Origin of the sequence: Sporosarcina cyprini, assembly GCF_022048975.1 — a bacterium.
Classification (GTDB): domain Bacteria; phylum Bacillota; class Bacilli; order Bacillales_A; family Planococcaceae; genus Sporosarcina; species Sporosarcina cyprini.
Genome location: NZ_JAKMHX010000018.1, coordinates 161,449 through 181,529, shown reverse-complemented (window position 1 = coordinate 181,529; position 20,081 = coordinate 161,449). Strand labels below are relative to the sequence as shown.

Below are 20,081 nucleotides of genomic sequence, written 5' to 3'. Positions count from 1 at the left end.
GGGGAATATGACGACAATTGGATTAATACGCCATGGGGTGACTGCTTGGAATAAGGAAGGTCGTGCGCAAGGAAGCTCCGATATTCCACTCGATGCGGAAGGGATTGCGATGGCAGAACGAGTAGCCGCACGATTGGCAGGCGAGCATTGGGATGTGATTTATACCAGTCCATTAAGCCGGGCGAAAATGACTGCTGAAATCATCGGCAGCGAGATGCCTGGTGTTCCGATGGTACTGGATGATCGGATTCGCGAAACGGGCGGAGGAAAGATCGAGGGTACGACCGAAGCAGAGCGCATTGAAAAGTGGGGAGCGAATTGGCGGGAGCTCGATATGGGTTTTGAACCCCATGACGAGGTTATTTCTCGTGGGATGGCTTGCATTCATGACATTCAAGATAAATATCCAGGCAAACGGGTGCTGCTTGTGAGCCATGGCAGCTTCATCAAACGACTTTTACATGAACTGGTTCCTGATGCCGATCTTGACCAGGGAGTCGACAATACATCAGTTACGATTTTGACGTTGCAAGACGAAGGAAATCAATGTTCGTTATTGAATTGCACGGCACACTTAAAGGCGGTGGATGCATGAAACAGGATGCCCAGTATTTCATCGATCAGCTCAAAATGGAGCCTCATCCAGAAGGCGGTCATTATGTAGGTACGTTTCATTCGGATGAAGAGATGGATCGGCAGGGTAGCCGGCGCAGCTTGTATACGAGCATTTATTTCTTGCTGCAGCCAGGAGAAGTGTCCCATTTCCATCGATTGAAATCGGATGAAGTATGGTATTACCATGCCGGCAGTCCGTTGATCATTCATACGATTGATCCAAACGGCGCATACAATGAAATTAAACTTGGACTGGCTGTTCATGAAGGCGAACAACCACAAGCCGTTGTGCCAAAAGGAACGATTTTTGGTTCCTCGATGGTCCAAGAAGGCTCCTTCTCGCTAGTCGGTTGCATGGTCGCGCCTGGCTTTGATTTTGAGGACTTTGAGCTGTTTGAACGAGAGGAATTGAAAGAGCAATATCCACAACATGAAGCGATCATCACCAAATTAACCCGTGGGTAATAGCAGGAAAGGCTGGCAAAGGTTTTTTGCCCGGCCAGGTGAAACATTGGGCCTTTGCGGAATAAGATAGAAATAGGCTGCTGAACTGCAAGGGATGTTACGAGTTCTGAAGTAGAAATTTTTTCAGCAAATTTCGTCAGGAATACGTGAAACTTTTCATTAAATGGAGTAGTCTAGTAATAGAGAGATTTTGATCGGAGGAAGTAAGTTTTGAAAAAAGAAACGAAAAGTGAAATTATGTCTTGGGTTAAATCGTTGGCAATCGCGTTTGTCATCGTATTTGTCGTCCGTCAATTTCTATTTGCTCCAGTTGTCGTCTCGGGCCAATCCATGGAACCGACTTTTGAATCAAACAACCGTGTTGTCATTTCTAAAATCCACAAACTCGATCATTTTGACTTAGTCGTGTTCCATGCACCGGGTACAAAGGAAGACTATATTAAGCGTGTGATTGGGCTGCCGGGTGATACGGTTGAGATGAAGGACGACCAATTATTCATCAATGGCAAGGCGTATGATGAGCCTTATATTGAAGAAAATAAAGAAAAGATCTTCAAAGATCAAAAATTGACCGAAGACTTTGAGGTTACAGTTCCGGAAGGCCAGCTCTTTGTTCTTGGCGACAATCGCCGCAACAGTACAGACAGCCGGATCATTGGATGCATTGATGAGTCATCAGTCGTTGGAAAAGTTGAATTTCGATTCTTTCCATTCAATTCAATAGGAATTCCAAAATAATGAGTCAACAGACGCTGATCCTAGGGATTGACGGCTTAGGCGGGGCGGGGAAAACGACAATTGCTGAAAAGATTCAGCAGGAGTTCGTGGACTCCGTCCTTTTGCATATTGATGATTTCATTCATCCGAAATCGATTCGGTATGCAGAAGGATTGGAACCGTGGAAAGCGTATTACTTTGAACAATGGCGATACTCCTATTTGATTGAAGAAATACTGGAGCCAATACGAAAAGGCAAACCGGTGCATAAAAAGATCGAGATTTATAATAAAATCAATGATTCCTATGACGAAAAATGGATTGTTCTTCCGGTTGGCGGTATGTTGATAATAGAAGGCGTTTTTTTGCAACGGGCGGAATTAAGGAAGTACTTTAACCATGTCATCTTTATCGATATTGATAAAGAAACGCGTCTCCAAAGGGTGCTGGAGCGTGATTCCTATATCGGCTCGCAGCAAGCGATACTGAACAAGTACACCGAACGTTATTTCCCGGCGGAAGAGGAATATATAAGGGAAAATAATCCGGTAAACCTGGCAGATTTCGTGTTAAACGGGACATCGCAAACAAAAAGATTCCATGATTATCTCCGTTCGATTGCGGGTATCCTTTAAAAGACTACGCATAGAGGAGTGACGATCATGGCAAAAGACAAGAACAACAAGAAGAACGACAGCATGCATGACTCGGCCCAACCGAAAATGTCCGGTGTGGAATTCACAGATGAACAGCGCCAGACAAACGAAGTGGCTTCTACTTCCTATACCGGGAGTCGAAAAGATAAGACGAATTTGAAGGACGACAAATTGGAAACAGGTGGCTATTAAGAGCCCCTGGTGATAGAAAACCTCTGCTCATGCAGAGGTTTTTTGCATGCCTCTACAAATATCCGTTCGTATGGTAAATTAGAAATAACGTCAACTGAAGGAGTTATCACAACATGAATGATTTTTTTGAAAGGAAAAACAGGGAGCTTGGCATTGAATTGAACGATGTGCAGAAAGAGGCTGTCATGAAAACCGAAGGCCCTTTGCTCTTATTAGCATGCCCAGGATCGGGCAAAACGACAACGATGATTATGCGGATCGGCTATTTGCTAGAGGAAAAGAAGGTGCCAGCATCCCGAATTAAGGCAATCACATTTAGCCGGGCTTCCGCCAGGGATATGGCGGAACGGTACGAAAGGTTCTTCCCAGTCCACCCTCCTATTGATTTTTCAACCATTCACAGCTTGGCGTTCCAGATTACACGTACATACTTGAAGAAAACCGGTACTTCGTTTGAATTGCTCGAGGGCAATAAAAGAGAGCGTCCTGCACAGACGAAGAGCCTCATCCTAAAAGAGCTTTATCGAAAGACGATGCAGGAAGAGGGGACAGAAGATGATCTGAAAGCTTTGCAAACGTTCATTTCATTCCTTAAAAACAGGATGATTCCCCATTCCCAGTGGGAAGAGGTGAACGGGCCGTTTCACAAGGCAGGGATCATCGCACTGAAATATGAACAGGCGAAATCAAGGACAACAGGCCATTTGCTTCTCGATTTTGATGATATGCTCACAATTGCAGAACAGGCGCTTCGCTCTGATCCCGGTCTCGCCGCGTCGTTCGGCAGCCGATATGACTATCTGTTAACCGATGAGAGCCAGGATACGTCCCTCGTGCAACATAAAATTATTGAGCATCTTGTCAAGGATCATCGCAACTTATGTGTTGTGGCGGATGATGACCAATCCATTTACACGTGGCGCGGTGCTGATCCTGATTATCTGCTTGATTTTCAAAAGGTTTATCCGCATGCCTCCTTGTTAAAGATGGAAAGAAATTATCGGTCCTCCAAGGAAATTGTCGAGACAGCGGCGAAATTCATTACACGAAACAAAATGCGTTATGAAAAGGCAATGCATACAACGAATGACACAGCCGGGCCGATTATGCTCAGATCATTTGATTCCCCAAAGGAACAACTGGAATACGTGACCTATGAAGTGTTGAATGAAAAGAATTTGAATGAGGTGGCCATCCTATTCCGTAACAATTCCTCATCCACCCTCTTTGTGAATGAACTGCACCGGCGCGGCATTCCTTTCTATATGAAGGATGCCGATGATCAGTTTTTCTCTCATTGGATCGTAGAAGATATTTTGAATTTCATGCGACTGAGCTTTAATGTGGAGCGGAAAGATATTTTTTCTAAGGTCATCATGAAAATGAATGTCTTCGTCTCACGCCATATGGTAAATCAGTTTCTGAATGCCCAAACGACGGGTAATGTGTTTGAATCCTTTCTCCGCATGACCGATTTGAAAAAGAGCCAGATTGATAAACTTGAACATTATCAGGCTATCTATGACAAGATGACTTCGATGCGGCCGGCACAAGTCATCCGCCTGATCCGATATGAATTAGAGTATGAAGACGCGCTGAAAAGCCGGGCTGAAAAATTCGGGTATCGGATTGAAAATTTAATTGGCATATTAGACACGTTGGAAAGCATCGCGTCGCAATTACGGACAATGGTAGAATTCGCAAATCGGCTCAAAGAGTTGGAAACGGCAGTGGCGGAAGCGAAATATGCTCCAAAAGGTGATGCAGTCACCTTATCCACCTTCCACAGCGCGAAAGGATTGGAGTTCAGCCGTGTATTTATGATCGACTTAGTCCAAGGTACTATTCCCTCCGATGAGGATGAAGGCGACTTGGCGGCAATGGAAGAAGCGAGACGGCTCTTCTATGTCGGCATGACGAGGGCAAAGAGTAGATTAGAATTGCTGTCGTATCGTACGATGGACGGCAAGACGAAAGAAGACTCGAAATTTATGAATGAAGTGCGAGGGATCTTGATGAAGCCGGATGAGATGAACAAATCGAACAAGCCGAAACTAAAAAAAGCCGACCTTTCAATCCCGTTAGATCCGGATGGCGTCGCAGAGCGCAAGGAACTGGCTGAAGGCATGCTTGTGACGCACCGGGTTTTCGGAAGAGGCGTGATCGAGTTGATCGGTGAAGAGGACATACAAATCCGTTTTGATGACACAGTGAAGAGATTATCTCTGGAAATGATCCTAAGCAGAAGGCTTTTGAAAGTGATGGAAGTATGAGAACAGGACTGCTTGTCGGAGTGGCAGGAGCCGTCGGGGCCATATGCCGGTATGGCCTCGGAATGTTGTTCCTGCCCTTCTCAGAGGGATTTCCGCTGGGGACGTTCAGTGCCAATCTGATTGGATCGTTCTTGTTGTCGTTTCTGGCGGCAGGTGGCATTCGTAGGCTGACGAGTGATCGTGCTATGCAAACGGCAATCATGACGGGGTTCATTGGCTCCTTCACGACCTTTTCGGCACTCAGTATCGAAACCGTGACATTCATGCAAGAGGGCAAGTGGGGAGTCGCAGTCCTTTACGTAGCGAGCAGCTTTGCCGGTGGAATCGGGATGGCTGCCTTCGGACGGAAATGGGGTGGGAAGAAATGATGATTCTTCAGTTTCTTGCCGTTGGGGCAGGCGGGTCCATCGGGGCTGTGCTCCGCTGGTTCATATCAAACAAGATGAACCAGGCCGGTAAATTTCCAGCAGGTACTTTTCTCGTAAATGCAGCCGGTTCCTTGTTGATCGGTGTAATCGTCGGCTTGCAGATGAACATGTGGGCAACTCTTTTTTTGGTATCTGGACTTGCAGGAGGTTTGACAACTTTTTCGACTCTGAATAAAGAACTCCTCTCCTTATGGAGTGCTCGAAAAAGAATATTTTTTATATATTTATTCAGTACGTATTGCATAGGAATCCTTTTCGCAGCTATTGGCTTCATAATCGGTCAAAACATATAAAGCTTAGTCCGTTTCAGTCCGTCCTATTCGGGAATAGAGTAGAAGACTACTAGGAAGGATGGAGGATGAGAAATGGACAAGCATACTGCAGACATGACGAAAAAAGAAAAACAGCTGGATCAGTTCCGTGCGCTGGATAAAGGCAAACGGCTGACGACGAATCAAGGGTTGAAAGTTTCGGAAGATGAACATTCCTTAAAAGCCGGTTATCGAGGGCCGACATTGATGGAGGATTTTCATTTTCGGGAAAAAATAACGCATTTCGACCATGAACGAATCCCTGAACGTGTCGTCCATGCAAGAGGTTTTGCGGCCCATGGTGAATTTGAATTATACGAGTCGATGAAGCCATATACGAAAGCTGCCTTTTTACAGGAGCCGGGTTCAAAGACGCCTGTATTTACCCGTTTTTCAACGGTGGCAGGTAGTCGGGGCTCCGCTGAAACGGTGCGGGATGTCCGTGGTTTTGCTGTGAAGTTTTATACAGAGGAAGGGAATTATGACTTAGTCGGCAATAATATTCCTGTATTTTTCATTCAAGATGCTATTAAGTTCCCTGATTTAATTCATGCAGTGAAACCTGAGCCCCATAATGAAATGCCGCAAGCAGCCTCCGCCCATGATACCTTCTGGGATTTCGTGGCAAACAACCAAGAGTCGGCACATATGATCATGTGGCATTTGTCAGACCGGGCGATTCCGCGGAGTTTTCGAATGATGGAAGGCTTTGGCGTTCATACATTCCGATTGGTAAACGAAGAAGGACAAGCCCATTTTGTGAAATTCCACTGGAAACCGAAGCTAGGCGTCCATTCCCTCGTTTGGGATGAAGCGCAAAAGATTAGCGGGAAAGATCCGGATTTCCATCGTCGCGACTTATGGGAAGCGATTGAAATGGGGAATCCGGTTGAATTTGAACTCGGCGTTCAATTGATTGATGAAAAGGACGAGTTCATGTTTGATTTCGACATTTTGGATCCAACAAAGATCTGGCCGGAAGAGCAAGTCCCGGTTAAAATCATTGGAAAAATGACGTTGAACCGGAACGTGGATAATGTGTTTGCCGAAACAGAGCAAGTCGCATTCCATCCAGGCAATGTCGTTCCGGGTATTGATTTTACAAATGACCCATTGCTGCAAGGGCGTTTGTTTTCCTATACCGATACTCAGCTAATTCGTCTCGGTGGACCTAACTTCCACGAGCTCCCGATTAACCGTCCGGTTTGTCCATTCCATAATAACCAGCGCGATGGCTATAGTCGGCAAACAATTAATGTCGGACAAGTGGCCTACCATAAGAATTCCTTGGCGGACAATACGCCTGCCGTGTCAAGCGATGCGGAAGGGGGATACGTGCATTATCAGGAGAAGGTCGAAGGACGAAAAATCCAGGCAAGAAGCGAATCATTCGAGGATCATTTCTCTCAGGCTAAACTATTCTGGAACAGCATGTCGAAAACGGAAAAGAAACATATTGTGGATGCATTCAGCTTTGAACTCGGCAAAGTGATGAGCAAAAGCGTGAGACAGCAAGTTGTTGATATGTTTGCGAATGTCGATGTAGGATTGGCGACGGCTGTCGCTGAAGCGGTAGGTGCGGAATTTCCTTCTGGAGTGGAGGAATCCAACGTCACTCAAGCATCACCGGCTCTTAGCCAAATGAATACGGCTAAACTTCCTGATACCAGAAAAGTGGCGATTCTCATCGGAGAAGGATTTGATGGAGCGGTAGTTGAGCCGCTCGTCAATGCATGTCTAACTGCAGGAATGACCGTAGAATTGGTTGGAGAACGTTTCGGAACTGTGCATGGAACAGATGGACTGGCTGCTGAAATTGACCAGACCTTTTTGACTGCACATTCTACATTATACGATGCTGTTTACGTTGCAGGCGGAACAGCGGATAATAGGAAAAAGTTCCAGCTGGATATGGGTGATTTCATTAATGAAGCGTACCGACACTATAAGCCTATAGGCATTGCCAAGACGGGCGTGTCATATTTCGAAGCATCTTCTGCTGAAGAAGGGCCGGGCATTTTACTTCCAAGTGAAATGGAGGCTAATCCGGAAGCCTTCATCGAAGCGGTTGCCGCCCACCGCCATTGGAACCGAAACGTATATGGCTGGGAAGGATAAGGTGAAGCTGTCAGCTGCCGAGTATCGGCGGCTGGCAGTTTTTTTTGTGTTTGATGTTTCATTCGTCCGATGGAAACTGCTCTAGCGGCATGCTATCATTACAACGATTGATGGAAAGGGCGTCGAATGATGGGAAAACAAAAACAGAGACAGAAAAAGAAAAGTTGGATTGTATCAGCAATTGCTCTTCTGGCCATTCTGGCATTTGCTTGGATGAATCAAGAAGATGCAGCCCCTACCCAAGCAGGCCGCATTCCAGTCCAGCTTATAAGCGCAATAGACGGGGATACGATCAAAATAAAGTACGAGGGAAAAGAGCAGAACGTCCGTTATCTGCTTGTGGATACACCGGAGACAAATCATCCGAGACTTGGAAAGCAGCCTTTCGGCGAGGAAGCAAAAGAGCGGAATAGGGAATTGCTGCAAAAAAGCGCTCAAGTGGAAATCGAGTTTGATATCGGAGAACGTTACGACAAATATGGAAGGCTGCTCGCTTATGTGTATGCAGACGGCGAGAGCGTCCAAAAAATATTGCTGGAAGAAGGGCTTGCCAGAGTAGCGTATGTATATCCTCCCAATACCCGCCACTTAGACGATTACGAAAAATCGCAGAACAAAGCGAAAAAGGCAGGCGTTGGAATTTGGACCTTGGAAGATTATGCGACCGATCGCGGCTTCGACAGTGAAACATATCCACTAGATATAAAGGCAGATCATGCCCCAATTGAAGTATTCGCCAATTGTACGGAGTTACGAAAAAAATATCCGAACGGTGTAAAAAAAGGCCATCCGGCGTACTCTGAAAAGATGGATGGTGACCGGGATGGTTTCGCTTGTGAATGATTAGTAATAATTGAATTATGATCTATCTTACACTCGCACTATCCAGCTTGTGTAAGCAGACAATGTAAGATGGTTTGATATATAGTAAATCACTTAGAAGTGAACTATTGTATTAATGTGGATTAAACGTTGAAATGTACGGCTAATCATGAATTAGTTTAATCGTTCATTTTTACAGCTTGACGAGATAATATGTCGTGCCCGTTAGTCAAAAAATTATATAGCTTCACTCATAAGTCCGAATTCAGTGCACAATTCACTGAATTTGGACTTTCTAATTTGTTGAAAGATAATTTCCAATCAAACAACGATATGAACTTAAATCACTTCTCTTTATTGAACCAAAATCACTTGCGTATATAAGCATATAATTATATGCTTGTAAACAAGGAGGGAGAAAATTGAATACAAACGAAATTATCGATTTGCAGCGAGCTACTCAACTTTTAAAATTGCTTGGAGATAAGACACGATTAACAATGATGAAATTACTGTCATCACATGAATGTTGTGTATGTGAATTTGTGGAGATTTTTAAGATGACCCAGCCGGCAATAAGCCAACATTTACGAAAGTTGAGGGATATCGAGTTAGTAAAAGAAGAACGTAGAGGTCAATGGATTTTTTATTCGATTAATATGGAACATGAAGATTATCCTCTAATTAACAGTATTCTCAACCACTTGCCAGAACAAGACGGATTTATTACGGAATTAGAAAATCAAGGGTTGCGTATTGCATGTACAAGGGAGGAAAAGTGATTGGCATTAACGGCATTCATAATTTTTACGATTACTTTAATTTTTGTTATTTGGCAGCCGAAAAATCTCTCGATCGGTTGGACTGCATGTATCGGCGCAACGTTCGCTTTACTGTTAGGCGTAGTCGACTTTGATGACGTTTTAGATGTTACGGGAATTGTGTGGAATGCGACACTGGCATTCATAGCCATCATTATCATTTCATTAATACTCGATGAGATCGGATTTTTTGAATGGGCAGCATTACATATGGCGAGATTCGCTAAAGGCAGTGGTACTCGGATGTTTATCTACGTCAGTATCCTTGGAGCTATTGTCGCTGCTTTATTTGCAAATGATGGAGCTGCCTTGATCCTGACGCCAATTGTATTAGCAATGGTTCGTAATTTGAGATTCAGCGAAAAAATGATATTTCCTTTTATAATTGCCAGTGGGTTTATTGCAGATACGACCTCATTGCCTTTCGTTGTCAGCAATCTGGTCAACATTGTTTCGGCAGACTTTTTTGGGATTGGTTTCGTTGAATATGCATCAAGGATGATTGTTCCAAATCTTTTTGCTCTCGTTGCAAGTATTATTGTTCTGTATTTATTTTTCCGTAAGAGTATTCCAGGCCAATACAAAGTCTCCGATTTGAAACAACCAAAAGAAGCGATAAAGGACCTGAAAATGTTTAAACTTACATGGGTTATTTTAGGCATTCTGCTAATCGGTTATTTTTTGAGTGAATTTTTAAGAATACCTGTCTCCATCATTGCAGGAGTCGTAGCAATTTTCTTCTTGTTGATGGCTAAGAGAAGTGCAGTTGTACAACCGAAGCAAGTGTTGAAAGGTGCTCCATGGGCCATTGTATTTTTCTCAATTGGTATGTACGTGGTTGTGTATGGTTTGAAAAATGTTGGATTGACAAGTGTTCTTTCGGATGTAATTCAATATGCAGCGAATCAGGGATTATTTGTTGCTACAATCTCAATGGGCTTTATTGCTGCTTTTTTATCATCTGTTATGAATAATATGCCTACGGTAATGATTGATGCTTTAGCGATTGCTGAAACCAACACGACTGGCACCATCCGTGAGGCCCTTATTTATGCAAATGTGATTGGGTCAGATCTAGGTCCTAAAATTACGCCGATTGGATCACTGGCAACTTTGTTGTGGCTGCATGTACTTTCTCAAAAAGGCGTGAAAATTGGCTGGGGATCCTATTTTAAGGTCGGAATTATTTTAACGATCCCAACTCTCTTTATTACATTACTGGGATTGTATATTTGGTTGCTGCTTATCTAACTTGAAGGAAAGGTGAATAGAATGATGACGAAAAGGACTTTGTACTTTCTTTGCACAGGAAATTCGTGTAGGAGCCAGATGGCTGAAGGCTGGGGAAGGGAAATTCTTGGGGATCAATGGGATGTATTCAGTGCAGGAATTGAAGCTCATGGGGTTAATACTAAGGCAATAAAAGCGATGGAAGAGGTGGGCATCGATATAACAAATCAGACGTCAAATATAATCGATCCAACGATACTTAACCGTGCTGACCTTGTCGTGACGCTTTGTGGAGATGCTGCTGATAAATGCCCTATTACACCTCCATCCATTCGCCGTGAACATTGGGGATTTGATGATCCGGCTAAAGCAACGGGAACAGAAGAAGAAATTTGGGCTGAGTTTCAGCGGGTACGAAACGAAATAGGTGAACGAATAATGCAGTTTGCTAGGGAAGAGAAATAAATCGAAACTATCGATTAAAGACAAAGATTAGCTGCTGGTAAAGATATTGAATGCCCTTATTACGTTATCCAAGTTATCAATATGTCTTTGATAAGAGAAAGTCTTAACTCAGGCTTATAACAGAGTACGGTGGTGTTCGATTTACTACCTGTTTGTAAATGTCTAAAGCGTATTAACAATGCATGTGTCCAAAAAAAGTGAATTTGGTTTCAATAATAACAGTTGAGATTTCTACCTAAAGTAATAAGAATATGCGAGGGGATTACTAATGGAATTCAAAATTATTCAACAAGCTGTATGCTGTGACTCTAAATCAGCTTGTTGCGAGCAGGAGCTACCAGTTGCAGTTATTGGTGCTGGGCCAATCGGTTTAGCAGCTGCAGTGCATCTTAAAGAACGAGGTGTATCTTTCTTTGTATTAGAAAAAGGGGAAGTCTCAGCGAATGTACGGTCATGGGAGCATGTGACACTTTTCTCACCTTGGCAGTATAACATTGATGAAGCAGGTAAGAGATTATTATCATATACAGATTGGCAGGAGCCAGATGGAGAAAAAATACCAACAGGGAAAGAATTAGTGGAAAGTTATCTGCTGCCTTTATCAGAAGTCTTGGCACCAAATATTTATACAAATCATGAGGTCATCTCCATTACACGTGATGGGATAGATCGTATGAAATCTACAAATCGTTCATCTCAACCATTCTTGTTATATGTAGAAACACCAAATGGTCTTAAAGAAATGAAAGCTAAAGCTGTAATTGACGCAACTGGAACTTGGGGAAATCCCAATCCGGTAAAGAGTAATGGTGTTTGGTTGCGGACTGAAAAAGAGTTAGCGTCAATTATCGATTACCATATTCCAAACATTGAGGCTAGTAAGAACTTATATGCAAATAAAAGAATAGCTGTTATTGGTGGTGGCCACTCAGCAATTAACTCATTGCTTAACTTAGTAGCGTTAAAAGAGAAATACCCTAACACATCAATCACATGGATTTTGAGAAAAAAACGAGTGGAGGATGCATTTGGGGGAGGATCGAATGATGAGCTTGCTGCACGAGGTGAGTTAGGAGTTCGTATATCGGACTTTGTAAGGGATGGCTATATAAATGTTATAACACCTTTTCTTATTAAACGTATTCATAAACAAAATGGGGTTGTTCTGGAGTCACAGCATAATAAACTGGAGCCATTTGACCGTTTAATTGTCAATACAGGAAATCGACCGAATTATGAAATCAATCGTGCATTGCGTTTTGAAAGAGAGGCTATAACAGAGGCTGTATCTGCAATTGCACCACTAATTGATCCAAACGAGCATAGTTGTGGCAGCGTACCGGCACATGGTGAGAAAGAGCTAAGACAGCCTGAGCCAAACTTTTATATTGTCGGATCAAAATCATATGGCCGTGCACCTACATTTTTGATGGCAACAGGCTATGAGCAAGTACGTTCAGTTGTAGCTTATTTAGCAGGGGATAAAGAGGCTGCTGAAAATGTACAACTACAATTACCAGAAACTGGAGTGTGTCATAGCGGAGCAGGCGGTTGTTGTTAAAGACAAACCCATAAAGGGGGAGTAAAATGATTCGTAAAATGGAATCGAGAGATTTACCAGCCGTTCTGGAAATTTACCAACAAGGTATGGATACCAGAATGGCAACATTTGAAACTCATGTACCGACAATGGAGGCGTGGGATCTGAAATTTCATCCTGCTCTTCGTTTTGTATTTGAAGAAAATGACATGATTGTAGGCTGGATCTCTCTAACTCCTATTTCATCTCGCGCAGCATATAGAGGAGTGGGAGAGGTCAGTGTTTACATTCGGGACCAGGTGGAAGGGAGAGGAATTGGAACACGTCTCCTATTGCACCTAGAGGAGGAGGCGAGGAATATTGGGTACTGGATGTTACAGTCCTCCATATTTGAAATAAACGAAGCGAGCATTCGATTACATAAAAGGTGTGGTTTCCGTATAGTAGGCATTCGAGAGAAAATCGCAGAGCGAGATGGTGTTTGGCACAATAACTGTCTGATGGAAAAAAGGATAATAAAATAGATTCTCAATTCTTCTAGTTAATAATGAGGTAATAAATATAGCATTATTGTTCTATATTCATCGTTGTTTTATTCTCTCGAAAGTGTCAGCTATATAGTTGAAAATATATAGCGTTATCTTATTTGCGATGAAATAATAAAAGACAGGCAAAAGTAACACCTGCATAAGGTCGCTTACATAAAATAAAGGGTAATGTTGAAATCAAGGAGGAGAATGAAGTGAATTATTGTACTTGTCATCATAACCCTTGGTATTATCCGATGCACAATCAATACAATACTTTGTATTGGGGTAATCAGGGATCTGATTATCAAAGATGGCAGCATAATTATTGGAGTAACCAACAATACCCGAGCGATACAAACAATAAATTAGAGGATTTTGGAAGACAGCCATTTGTCATAAATATTGAAAAAGCAGCCAAGCAAAACAATGCTTTTCGCAAAGCGATATGGACTGGAGAAAATTTGCAGGTAACATTAATGAGCATTAATGTTGGAGACGACGTTGGTTTAGAGGTACATCCTAATGTAGACCAATTTGTAAGTATTGAAGATGGTGAAGGTTACATTAGTATTGGTGATACTAGAGATAATTTATATTTTCGTAAAAGAGTAAGCGCAAAAGATGCGATCATGATACCTGCAGGAAAATGGCATAATTTAATTAACACAGGTAACCGACCTCTTAAACTTTTCACAATTTATGCTCCCCCGGAACATCCATTCGGCACAATTCATGCAACTAAGATGGATGCCATGAAAGCCGAATGAATTCTTTGACCCCATTTCCAAAGAAATAAAGTTTTCAAGAGATACCAAAGTGTACTATAAATTGGGACTGTAAGGAAGCTTATGCGAGAGTAAAGCTTACGGTCCCTATTTTCAACAGGGACATATTTTTTACAGTAGTAAAAATTTATTTCCCGTCAGAAAGCTAATACTTGAGACGATATGAATGCGGATTACCTAATTTCTTCCCTAGTAATAATTAATGTTTTATCAGTCGGCAACCACTTGACATCTTGCGGAAACATGATAAGATTCAACACTATACAATAAATTATTTCATTCCAATTACATAAATGGCTTGGAAGGATGGCCGAGTAGAGATGTCGTTTGCAGAAGACAGAGACTGGATGGGTAGTGAAAATCCAGGCGGCGGCATATTGAATTACACCATCCGTTTGTCTTCCAGCTTTTCATTGAGCGGATGGCGTTTGTACGTCATCAACTAGGGTGGTACCGCGGAGAACTCCTTCGTCCCTTATTTTAGGGATGAAGGGGTTTTTTATATTGATTAGGAAGATAGGAGGAATTCATCATGAATCACATCAAAGCCATCCAGAAACCATCCGCATTTGAATCGATTGCGATGGTTGTTGCCATTATATTGATTATCAGCACAAGCATTATCGCATTTGATGCGGTGCCGCATCTTCCCATTCTTTTCTCTGTGTTATTGCTCTTTGCTTACGGACTGGCCAAAGGAATTCCGTTCCGAAGCTTGGAAAAGGGACTGGTAGATGGGGCAGGGGCCGGCATGAGCGCCGTGTTCCTATTTTTCTTCATCGGAATGCTCATCAGCAGCTGGATTATGAGCGGCACGATTCCGACATTGATCTATTTAGGCTTTCAAATGATGACACCGTCGTTCTTTTTTGCAATTGTATTTGTCGTCACCGCGATTGTCGGGGTTTCCATCGGCAGTTCCTTGACGACAGTAGCGACCGTGGGTGTCGCTTTTATCGGAATGGCGCATGTCATGGAATTATCGCTTCCGATTGCGGCAGGAGCGATCGTATCGGGTGCATTTTTCGGGGATAAGATGTCTCCGTTGTCGGATACGACGAACTTGGCATCCTCGATTGTAAAGGTGGATCTTTTTGAACATATCCGCAATATGGCTTGGACGACCATTCCTGCCTTTGTCATTTCATTTGGATTATTCGCAGTGATATCACCGAAAGTGCAAACGGCCGACTTGGATAAAATCAATGTGTTCAAAGACGGTTTGCTTCAAACAGGATCTATCCATTGGTATGCCATGATTCCACTCGTCTTGCTTTTCATTCTGACGATCCGCAAAGTGCCGGCCATTTTAACATTGGCAATCAGTTCATTCGTAGCCGTGCTGCTTTCCTATTTCCATCAAAGCTATGGATTGGACCAGGTTTTCAGCATTTTATTTGGCGGTTTTACTTCAGCGACTGGCGTGGAAGATGTAGACAAGCTGTTAACTCGCGGCGGATTGGAAAGTATGATGTTTACAGTCGGTCTTGTCCTGCTGGCGTTAAGCATGGGAGGCTTATTGTTCACACTTGGCATCGTTCAAACGCTGCTCGATCTTGTTTCTTCATTGCTCCGTAAAACGTATGCCGTCATCTCAGCTACAGCGCTTACGGCAATCGGCATCAACGTGCTGATCGGAGAACAATACTTGTCCATCTTGCTGACAGGCCAGGCATTCCAAACCCAATACGAAAAGCTGGGTCTGGCCAATAAAAACTTGAGCCGTGTCATGGAAGACGCAGGTACTGTAGTCAACCCGCTCGTGCCATGGAGTGTGTGCGGGATTTTCATAACAGATGTGCTAGGTGTTTCGACAGTCGATTACTTGCCATTTGCCTTCTTCTGCCTGTTGTCACCGATCTTAACAGTGCTGTTTGGCTTTATGGGAAAAACATTGACACGAATTAATTGACAATCCGCTGCAACAAAAAAGGCGAGGGAAGCAATATGGCCCTCGCCTTTTCTAATTCTAAACTTCTTATGACTTCATCGAAAAGACATCCCGATAGTCCGTTTCATTTTTGAGCGCTTTCTCCTCTTCCGGAATCCGTACAGTCATCATCCAAATATTTAATAACGAAAATAAGATTGCAGTAAAGTACGCGTTAAATAACAAAGGTAGCACGATCAGTTCGGTTGCGACGATTACGTAATTCGGATGCCGGATAAATTTGTACGGCCCTCTCCGTACGACGTTTGCTCCTGGCAGGACAATGATTTTTGTATTCCAGTACTTCCCTAGAGAAGCGAGACACCAGATCCGCATCACTTGGGCGAGCAGGAAGATGCCAAGCCAAACCGGCCAGAGTGGAGGAGGGGACAAGTCGAAATAGAAAACTTCTGCTAGCAATGAAACAAAAAAGCAAACATGCATGGCTACCATATACCGATAATGCGATGCGCCTGCTTCAATGGCACCTTGGCTTTTCATCCAACGTTCATTTCTCCGGGCAACGAGCAATTCTATCAGCCTTTGGACGATGACAATCCCGATGATCCAATAAAATAACATGATGGCACCTCACTCCCAGCGCAATAGCAGCAACTCACCGCAAAATCCCGGCCCTAATGCCGCCATCAATCCATATTCCCCTTTAGAAGGCCTTTGATTCATAAACTCTTTTAAGACATAGAGAACGGTAGGTGACGACATATTGCCGTGCTGCCGTAATACGTTCCGTGAAATCTCGGTCTTAGTCGAATCAAAATGAAGAGCCTCCTCGTACGCTTGCAACACTTTCTTGCCGCCGGGATGCGCGACAAAGTGGGTGATTTCCTTCTGTGACAGTTCATTTCTGTCTAAAAATTCATGGACAAAGGGTCCGAGCCAATTGGTAATGATAGAAGGAATACTTTTCGAAAAGACAACGTACAGCCCATTATTTTTAATATCCCAGCCCATCACATCTTCCGAATCGGGCATCATTTTCGAAGTGGTTGAAAGAATAGCCGGTTTTGGGTGGCTGGAAGAGATGGAAGACTGGTCTCCTGTAATAAGTGCGCAAGCGACACCATCCGAAAACAAGGAAACACCGACTAGATTGCTTTTTGTGTAATCGTCTTTTTGGAAGGTGAGGCTGCATAACTCGACAGCAAGCACAAGAACTTTCGCTTCCGGAAAGGCTTGGCAATATTCAAAAGCCCGGCTGATGCCAGCTGCCCCTCCAGCACATCCCAGTCCCCATATCGGTATCCGCTTCACGTCATCACGGAAGGGGAGACGATTCATGATCCTTGCTTCGATGCTCGGAGTCGCCAGGCCAGTACTGGAAATGAAGAAGATCGCGTCAATTTCCCGCTCGGCAACCGGCTCATCCAGCATGCCTTCTCCATCTAAACACTTACGGATTGCCGCAGCTCCAAATTCCACGGCATGGGCGATATACAGTTCATTTCTTTCCTCAAAATCATGATGCTTTCCATACCACTCGAGCGGCATGCAAACATCACGCTTTTCAATGTCTCCATTTTGGAACACGCGCAAAAGCCGCTCAATATCCTTGAATTTCTCGCTGAATAAGGAGCGGGTCAGTTCGACAGCTGCCTCCTGTTTCACTTCAAAAGGCGGCTCGAATGTACTAACAGATTGAATTTTCGGCATGAGTTACCTCCAGATTTCATAATCACGCTGTTCAAATAGGTTCCGTTTATTGTAAAAGGGAATATGTATCTATTATTGAATTCCCTTTATAGCTAGGTTGTTAAACATATGCTGACTTGTCCTTAAAAGATTCATGAGAAGGTGAAAAACTAGGGATCTAAGATGTGAGAAATAGAGAGGCATAGGGTGATCTTGGGTGAGGCATCAATAACTGTTCTAAGTTGAAGTGTATTGGAAATCTTAGATGGCAAGTCCATGTTGCAGGAAGAACTGCCATAACAGTGAAAGATTTGTTGTGTTAGTAACCATTTATGTAATATATGAGCTGGCGTGCATTGGTATGAAGGCCTGCCTACTTTATAGAGGGAAAATATCGTATGCAAACCGCAATGCGGCCCGGTAAGCCACAAAGCAGTTTTGTCGTTATGGAGAGGGAAGGATCGCTCTGCACAAATCACGCAAGCTGTTAAGGAAGGATTCCGTTTGGTCTTTCGTCCTCTTTTTCGGTCCGCGCAACCGTCCTCCAGCCATGCGCACTTTTTGCGCTGTATGTCTCGCGTAAAGCAATTGATCAATATTATCGTTTGTATAAAGCCGGCCATTCTGGTCGATGGGATATCCTTGCTTAGCAAGTACCATAGCGGCCAAGCCATAATCTTGCGTCACGACGATATCGCCTTTTTTCACTCGGTTTACGAGCACGAAATCGACCGCATCTGCTCCCTTAGAAACGATGATTGTCTCGGCGCCCTCTCGATGCATTTCATGAGCTGTGTCGCAGATGAGCACACAAGGCAGCTTAAAGTATTTGGCTACACCTATCGTTTCATTCACAACAGGACAGCCATCTCCGTCTACATAGATTGTCGTCATGATCCATCACCTTTTCTTTGTCATGAATTGAATGCTTGGTTGTTGCTGTTAACTATATCATATTCAGTTGATATTTATTAATTCGCTGGCGATCGATCGGGAACAAGTGTAGTTGGACGGTTAGGTAGATGGAGGTAACGATACTGCGGACTATTCGTAAGACAGTGTAGGAGGAAATAAAAAAACTCCTTTCAACGGAATCCGTTGTTAAAGGAGTTTTCAGAGAAACTTGCATGCCACTTCAAGTGGAGGAACTATACTTAGCTTATCGCACAGTAATTCGTCCGTTATCTGTCTTCAGTTTAACAGTATGGAAGCCGTTGCCGAACACAGTTTTCTTGTTTTTCTCACCGTACACATCGATTCGTCCATGCCCTGTTTTTGCATAGATCGTGACGTCTGTCGGAGTCGTGCGAGAATGGAGTTCAATGCTGCCGTTATCCGTTTGGAAGTCTATGTTCCGATTAATTTCTTCTGAAGTACATATGATGCGTCCATTATCTGTAATAGCTGTCACTTCTCCGGAGACTTCCTCCAGTTCAATCCGTCCGTTATCGGATTCCGCATAAACGGTCTCTGCATCGACATAGCGCAAGCTGACGCGTCCGTTGTCTGTTTTTGCCTTCAACTGATCGGTCTGTACCTTTTCAATTTCAATCCGCCCATTGTCCGATTCAGCGTGCAAGAAGGATGTCGCCACTTCCGTCACGATGACCCGTCCGTTATCTGTTTCAGCCGTCATAGATTTACATAGCATCTTTTCGGTTTCAATGCGGCCATTATCTGTTTTCATCGCAATGGACTGATAAAGCTTTTTAGGAATAAACACGCGTACTGCCACCGCCTTTACATTAAAGTTGAAGAGGAAGGACCAGTGGAACTTATTTCGGAGTTTCACGACAAGTGTGTCCCCGATCACCTCTGCCTCCAATTCCATCCGTTCGTTTGCACCTGTCAGTTCGACTGTCGTCACTGAATTTGCTGATGGCAGCAAAGTGAGTGAACCGTGCTGCACTTGAATATCGACATTCGCATACTGATCGTTTTGGATGGTGATCACCTGATCAGAATCATTCGACTGAACTACTTTTTCTTCGGAAAACGGATACGAAGCAAGCAGTTCTGCTGCAATTTTTGAAGGCGAACCGAGAGAAGCCGCAATCTCATCATCCGATTTGCCATCTGTTCTGCCATGGAGAAAATACTCCCGGATATCCTGTAGAATATCATTCCGTTCATCGAGCGGAAGCCGTGCGAGAGCCAGTTCAAGCTCTGAAATAAATTGTCCTTCAGTCATTGTGAACACCTTCCTCTATCAAAGTATTAACGCCATTCGTGAAAGCCCGCCATTCTTCCAATTGTTCGTGCAAGTACGTTCGTCCCGTCTCCGTCAATTGATAGTATTTACGAGGCGGCCCTTCGTTCGATTCTTTTAGATAGGTTGTAAAATAGCCTTCCTTTGTCAGCCGGCGCAATAGGGGATAGACCGAACCTTCCGATATGGAAATCTGATCGGAGATTTTTTGAACGAGTTCATAGCCGTAACGATCCTGCTTATCAAGCAGGACGAGAACACATAAATTCAAAACTCCTTTTTTAAATTGGATATTCACGACATAGCCTCCTTTCCTACACTACT

General features: G+C 43.6%; 23 protein-coding genes. 18 read left to right on the top strand and 5 right to left on the bottom strand.

Going from position 1 to position 20,081, the window contains the following annotated elements; translation table 11 throughout:
* Positions 1–7 precede the first annotated feature (7 nt).
* From L7D49_RS06510 to nhaC, 18 genes are all read left to right on the top strand, one after another.
* Positions 8–595 (top strand): histidine phosphatase family protein, encoded by a 588-nt coding sequence (locus L7D49_RS06510; protein ID WP_238080036.1) that lies wholly within the window; start codon positions 8–10, stop codon positions 593–595.
* Positions 592–1,080, top strand: coding sequence for a cupin domain-containing protein (locus L7D49_RS06505; protein ID WP_238080035.1), 489 nt, complete (start codon positions 592–594; stop codon positions 1,078–1,080). Before L7D49_RS06510 ends, L7D49_RS06505 begins: the two co-directional genes overlap by 4 nt.
* Positions 1,081–1,290: 210 nt before the next feature.
* A complete protein-coding gene (gene lepB, locus L7D49_RS06500) occupies positions 1,291–1,818 on the top strand; it encodes a signal peptidase I (protein ID WP_238080034.1) in 528 nt (175 codons plus the stop codon).
* Positions 1,818–2,432 (top strand): nucleoside/nucleotide kinase family protein, encoded by a 615-nt coding sequence (locus L7D49_RS06495; RefSeq protein WP_238080033.1) that lies wholly within the window; start codon positions 1,818–1,820, stop codon positions 2,430–2,432. Before lepB ends, L7D49_RS06495 begins: the two co-directional genes overlap by 1 nt.
* A gap of 27 nt (positions 2,433–2,459) precedes the next feature.
* Positions 2,460–2,645, top strand: a complete 186-nt coding sequence (locus tag L7D49_RS06490) for a hypothetical protein (RefSeq protein ID WP_238080032.1) — start codon at positions 2,460–2,462, stop codon at positions 2,643–2,645.
* 113 nt (positions 2,646–2,758) lie between these two features.
* A complete protein-coding gene (locus L7D49_RS06485; protein ID WP_238080031.1) occupies positions 2,759–4,918 on the top strand; it encodes an ATP-dependent helicase in 2,160 nt (719 codons plus the stop codon).
* Positions 4,915–5,286, top strand: a complete 372-nt coding sequence (locus L7D49_RS06480; RefSeq protein ID WP_238080030.1) for a fluoride efflux transporter FluC — start codon at positions 4,915–4,917, stop codon at positions 5,284–5,286. The genes L7D49_RS06485 and L7D49_RS06480 overlap by 4 nt, the downstream gene beginning before the upstream one ends.
* A complete protein-coding gene (locus L7D49_RS20420; protein WP_418895853.1) occupies positions 5,268–5,639 on the top strand; it encodes a fluoride efflux transporter FluC in 372 nt (123 codons plus the stop codon). The genes L7D49_RS06480 and L7D49_RS20420 overlap by 19 nt, the downstream gene beginning before the upstream one ends.
* Before the next feature lie 72 nt (positions 5,640–5,711).
* Complete coding sequence (locus L7D49_RS06470; protein ID WP_238080028.1) at positions 5,712–7,775, top strand: catalase; 2,064 nt, start codon at positions 5,712–5,714, stop codon at positions 7,773–7,775.
* A 126-nt stretch (positions 7,776–7,901) separates the two neighbouring features.
* Complete coding sequence (locus L7D49_RS06465) at positions 7,902–8,618, top strand: thermonuclease family protein (RefSeq protein ID WP_238080027.1); 717 nt, start codon at positions 7,902–7,904, stop codon at positions 8,616–8,618.
* Between the two features lie 401 nt (positions 8,619–9,019).
* Complete coding sequence (locus L7D49_RS06460) at positions 9,020–9,379, top strand: ArsR/SmtB family transcription factor (protein WP_238080026.1); 360 nt, start codon at positions 9,020–9,022, stop codon at positions 9,377–9,379.
* The gene (locus tag L7D49_RS06455; RefSeq protein ID WP_238080025.1) at positions 9,380–10,669 is read left to right on the top strand and encodes an arsenic transporter; all 1,290 of its coding nucleotides are present in this window, start codon (positions 9,380–9,382) and stop codon (positions 10,667–10,669) included.
* A 24-nt stretch (positions 10,670–10,693) separates the two neighbouring features.
* Positions 10,694–11,113 carry an arsenate reductase (thioredoxin) gene (gene arsC / locus L7D49_RS06450; RefSeq protein ID WP_238080024.1) on the top strand — a complete coding sequence of 140 codons (420 nt, stop codon included), beginning with the start codon at positions 10,694–10,696 and terminating at the stop codon, positions 11,111–11,113.
* A 268-nt stretch (positions 11,114–11,381) separates the two neighbouring features.
* Entirely contained in the window at positions 11,382–12,674 is a 1,293-nt protein-coding gene (locus L7D49_RS06445; protein ID WP_238080023.1) for an FAD-dependent oxidoreductase, read from the top strand.
* 26 nt (positions 12,675–12,700) lie between these two features.
* Positions 12,701–13,177, top strand: coding sequence for a GNAT family N-acetyltransferase (locus tag L7D49_RS06440; RefSeq protein WP_238080022.1), 477 nt, complete (start codon positions 12,701–12,703; stop codon positions 13,175–13,177).
* Between the two features lie 218 nt (positions 13,178–13,395).
* Complete coding sequence (locus L7D49_RS06435) at positions 13,396–13,950, top strand: cupin domain-containing protein (protein ID WP_238080021.1); 555 nt, start codon at positions 13,396–13,398, stop codon at positions 13,948–13,950.
* 338 nt (positions 13,951–14,288) lie between these two features.
* On the top strand, positions 14,289–14,414 hold the full coding sequence (locus L7D49_RS20190) for a hypothetical protein (protein WP_269135876.1): 126 nt from the start codon (positions 14,289–14,291) through the stop codon (positions 14,412–14,414).
* Positions 14,415–14,500: 86 nt separating this feature from the next.
* Positions 14,501–15,880 (top strand): Na+/H+ antiporter NhaC, encoded by a 1,380-nt coding sequence (gene nhaC / locus L7D49_RS06430; protein ID WP_238080020.1) that lies wholly within the window; start codon positions 14,501–14,503, stop codon positions 15,878–15,880.
* A gap of 66 nt (positions 15,881–15,946) precedes the next feature.
* On the opposite strand, the gene L7D49_RS06425 is transcribed toward nhaC, so the two are convergent.
* The 5 genes from L7D49_RS06425 to L7D49_RS06405 form a co-directional block, all read right to left on the bottom strand.
* A complete protein-coding gene (locus L7D49_RS06425; protein WP_238080019.1) occupies positions 15,947–16,480 on the bottom strand; it encodes an isoprenylcysteine carboxyl methyltransferase family protein in 534 nt (177 codons plus the stop codon).
* Positions 16,481–16,489: 9 nt separating this feature from the next.
* On the bottom strand, positions 16,490–17,569 hold the full coding sequence (locus L7D49_RS06420; protein WP_238080018.1) for a type III polyketide synthase: 1,080 nt from the start codon (positions 17,567–17,569) through the stop codon (positions 16,490–16,492).
* 423 nt (positions 17,570–17,992) lie between these two features.
* The gene (locus L7D49_RS06415) at positions 17,993–18,442 is read right to left on the bottom strand and encodes a YaiI/YqxD family protein (protein ID WP_238080017.1); all 450 of its coding nucleotides are present in this window, start codon (positions 18,440–18,442) and stop codon (positions 17,993–17,995) included.
* A gap of 265 nt (positions 18,443–18,707) precedes the next feature.
* Complete coding sequence (locus L7D49_RS06410) at positions 18,708–19,739, bottom strand: DUF4097 family beta strand repeat-containing protein (protein WP_238080016.1); 1,032 nt, start codon at positions 19,737–19,739, stop codon at positions 18,708–18,710.
* Entirely contained in the window at positions 19,732–20,055 is a 324-nt protein-coding gene (locus L7D49_RS06405) for a PadR family transcriptional regulator (protein ID WP_238080015.1), read from the bottom strand. The genes L7D49_RS06410 and L7D49_RS06405 overlap by 8 nt, the downstream gene beginning before the upstream one ends.
* Positions 20,056–20,081: the final 26 nt, after the last annotated feature.

What these genes read in the sequence shown, in the direction of transcription:
- L7D49_RS06465 (WP_238080027.1), top strand. Translation starts at nt 7,902, where the DNA reads ATGATGGGAAAACAAAAACAGAGACAGAAAAAGAAAAGTTGGATTGTA.
- arsC (WP_238080024.1), top strand. Translation starts at nt 10,694, where the DNA reads ATGACGAAAAGGACTTTGTACTTTCTTTGCACAGGAAATTCGTGTAGG.
- L7D49_RS06470 (WP_238080028.1), top strand. Translation starts at nt 5,712, where the DNA reads ATGGACAAGCATACTGCAGACATGACGAAAAAAGAAAAACAGCTGGAT.
- L7D49_RS06440 (WP_238080022.1), top strand. Translation starts at nt 12,701, where the DNA reads ATGATTCGTAAAATGGAATCGAGAGATTTACCAGCCGTTCTGGAAATT.
- L7D49_RS20190 (WP_269135876.1), top strand. Translation starts at nt 14,289, where the DNA reads ATGTCGTTTGCAGAAGACAGAGACTGGATGGGTAGTGAAAATCCAGGC.
- L7D49_RS06420 (WP_238080018.1), bottom strand. Translation starts at nt 17,569, where the DNA reads ATGCCGAAAATTCAATCTGTTAGTACATTCGAGCCGCCTTTTGAAGTG.
- L7D49_RS06490 (WP_238080032.1), top strand. Translation starts at nt 2,460, where the DNA reads ATGGCAAAAGACAAGAACAACAAGAAGAACGACAGCATGCATGACTCG.
- L7D49_RS06495 (WP_238080033.1), top strand. Translation starts at nt 1,818, where the DNA reads ATGAGTCAACAGACGCTGATCCTAGGGATTGACGGCTTAGGCGGGGCG.
- nhaC (WP_238080020.1), top strand. Translation starts at nt 14,501, where the DNA reads ATGAATCACATCAAAGCCATCCAGAAACCATCCGCATTTGAATCGATT.
- L7D49_RS06415 (WP_238080017.1), bottom strand. Translation starts at nt 18,442, where the DNA reads ATGACGACAATCTATGTAGACGGAGATGGCTGTCCTGTTGTGAATGAA.
- L7D49_RS06410 (WP_238080016.1), bottom strand. Translation starts at nt 19,739, where the DNA reads ATGACTGAAGGACAATTTATTTCAGAGCTTGAACTGGCTCTCGCACGG.
- L7D49_RS06480 (WP_238080030.1), top strand. Translation starts at nt 4,915, where the DNA reads ATGAGAACAGGACTGCTTGTCGGAGTGGCAGGAGCCGTCGGGGCCATA.
- L7D49_RS06485 (WP_238080031.1), top strand. Translation starts at nt 2,759, where the DNA reads ATGAATGATTTTTTTGAAAGGAAAAACAGGGAGCTTGGCATTGAATTG.
- L7D49_RS06510 (WP_238080036.1), top strand. Translation starts at nt 8, where the DNA reads ATGACGACAATTGGATTAATACGCCATGGGGTGACTGCTTGGAATAAG.
- L7D49_RS06425 (WP_238080019.1), bottom strand. Translation starts at nt 16,480, where the DNA reads ATGTTATTTTATTGGATCATCGGGATTGTCATCGTCCAAAGGCTGATA.
- L7D49_RS20420 (WP_418895853.1), top strand. Translation starts at nt 5,268, where the DNA reads ATGGGGTGGGAAGAAATGATGATTCTTCAGTTTCTTGCCGTTGGGGCA.
- L7D49_RS06505 (WP_238080035.1), top strand. Translation starts at nt 592, where the DNA reads ATGAAACAGGATGCCCAGTATTTCATCGATCAGCTCAAAATGGAGCCT.
- L7D49_RS06445 (WP_238080023.1), top strand. Translation starts at nt 11,382, where the DNA reads ATGGAATTCAAAATTATTCAACAAGCTGTATGCTGTGACTCTAAATCA.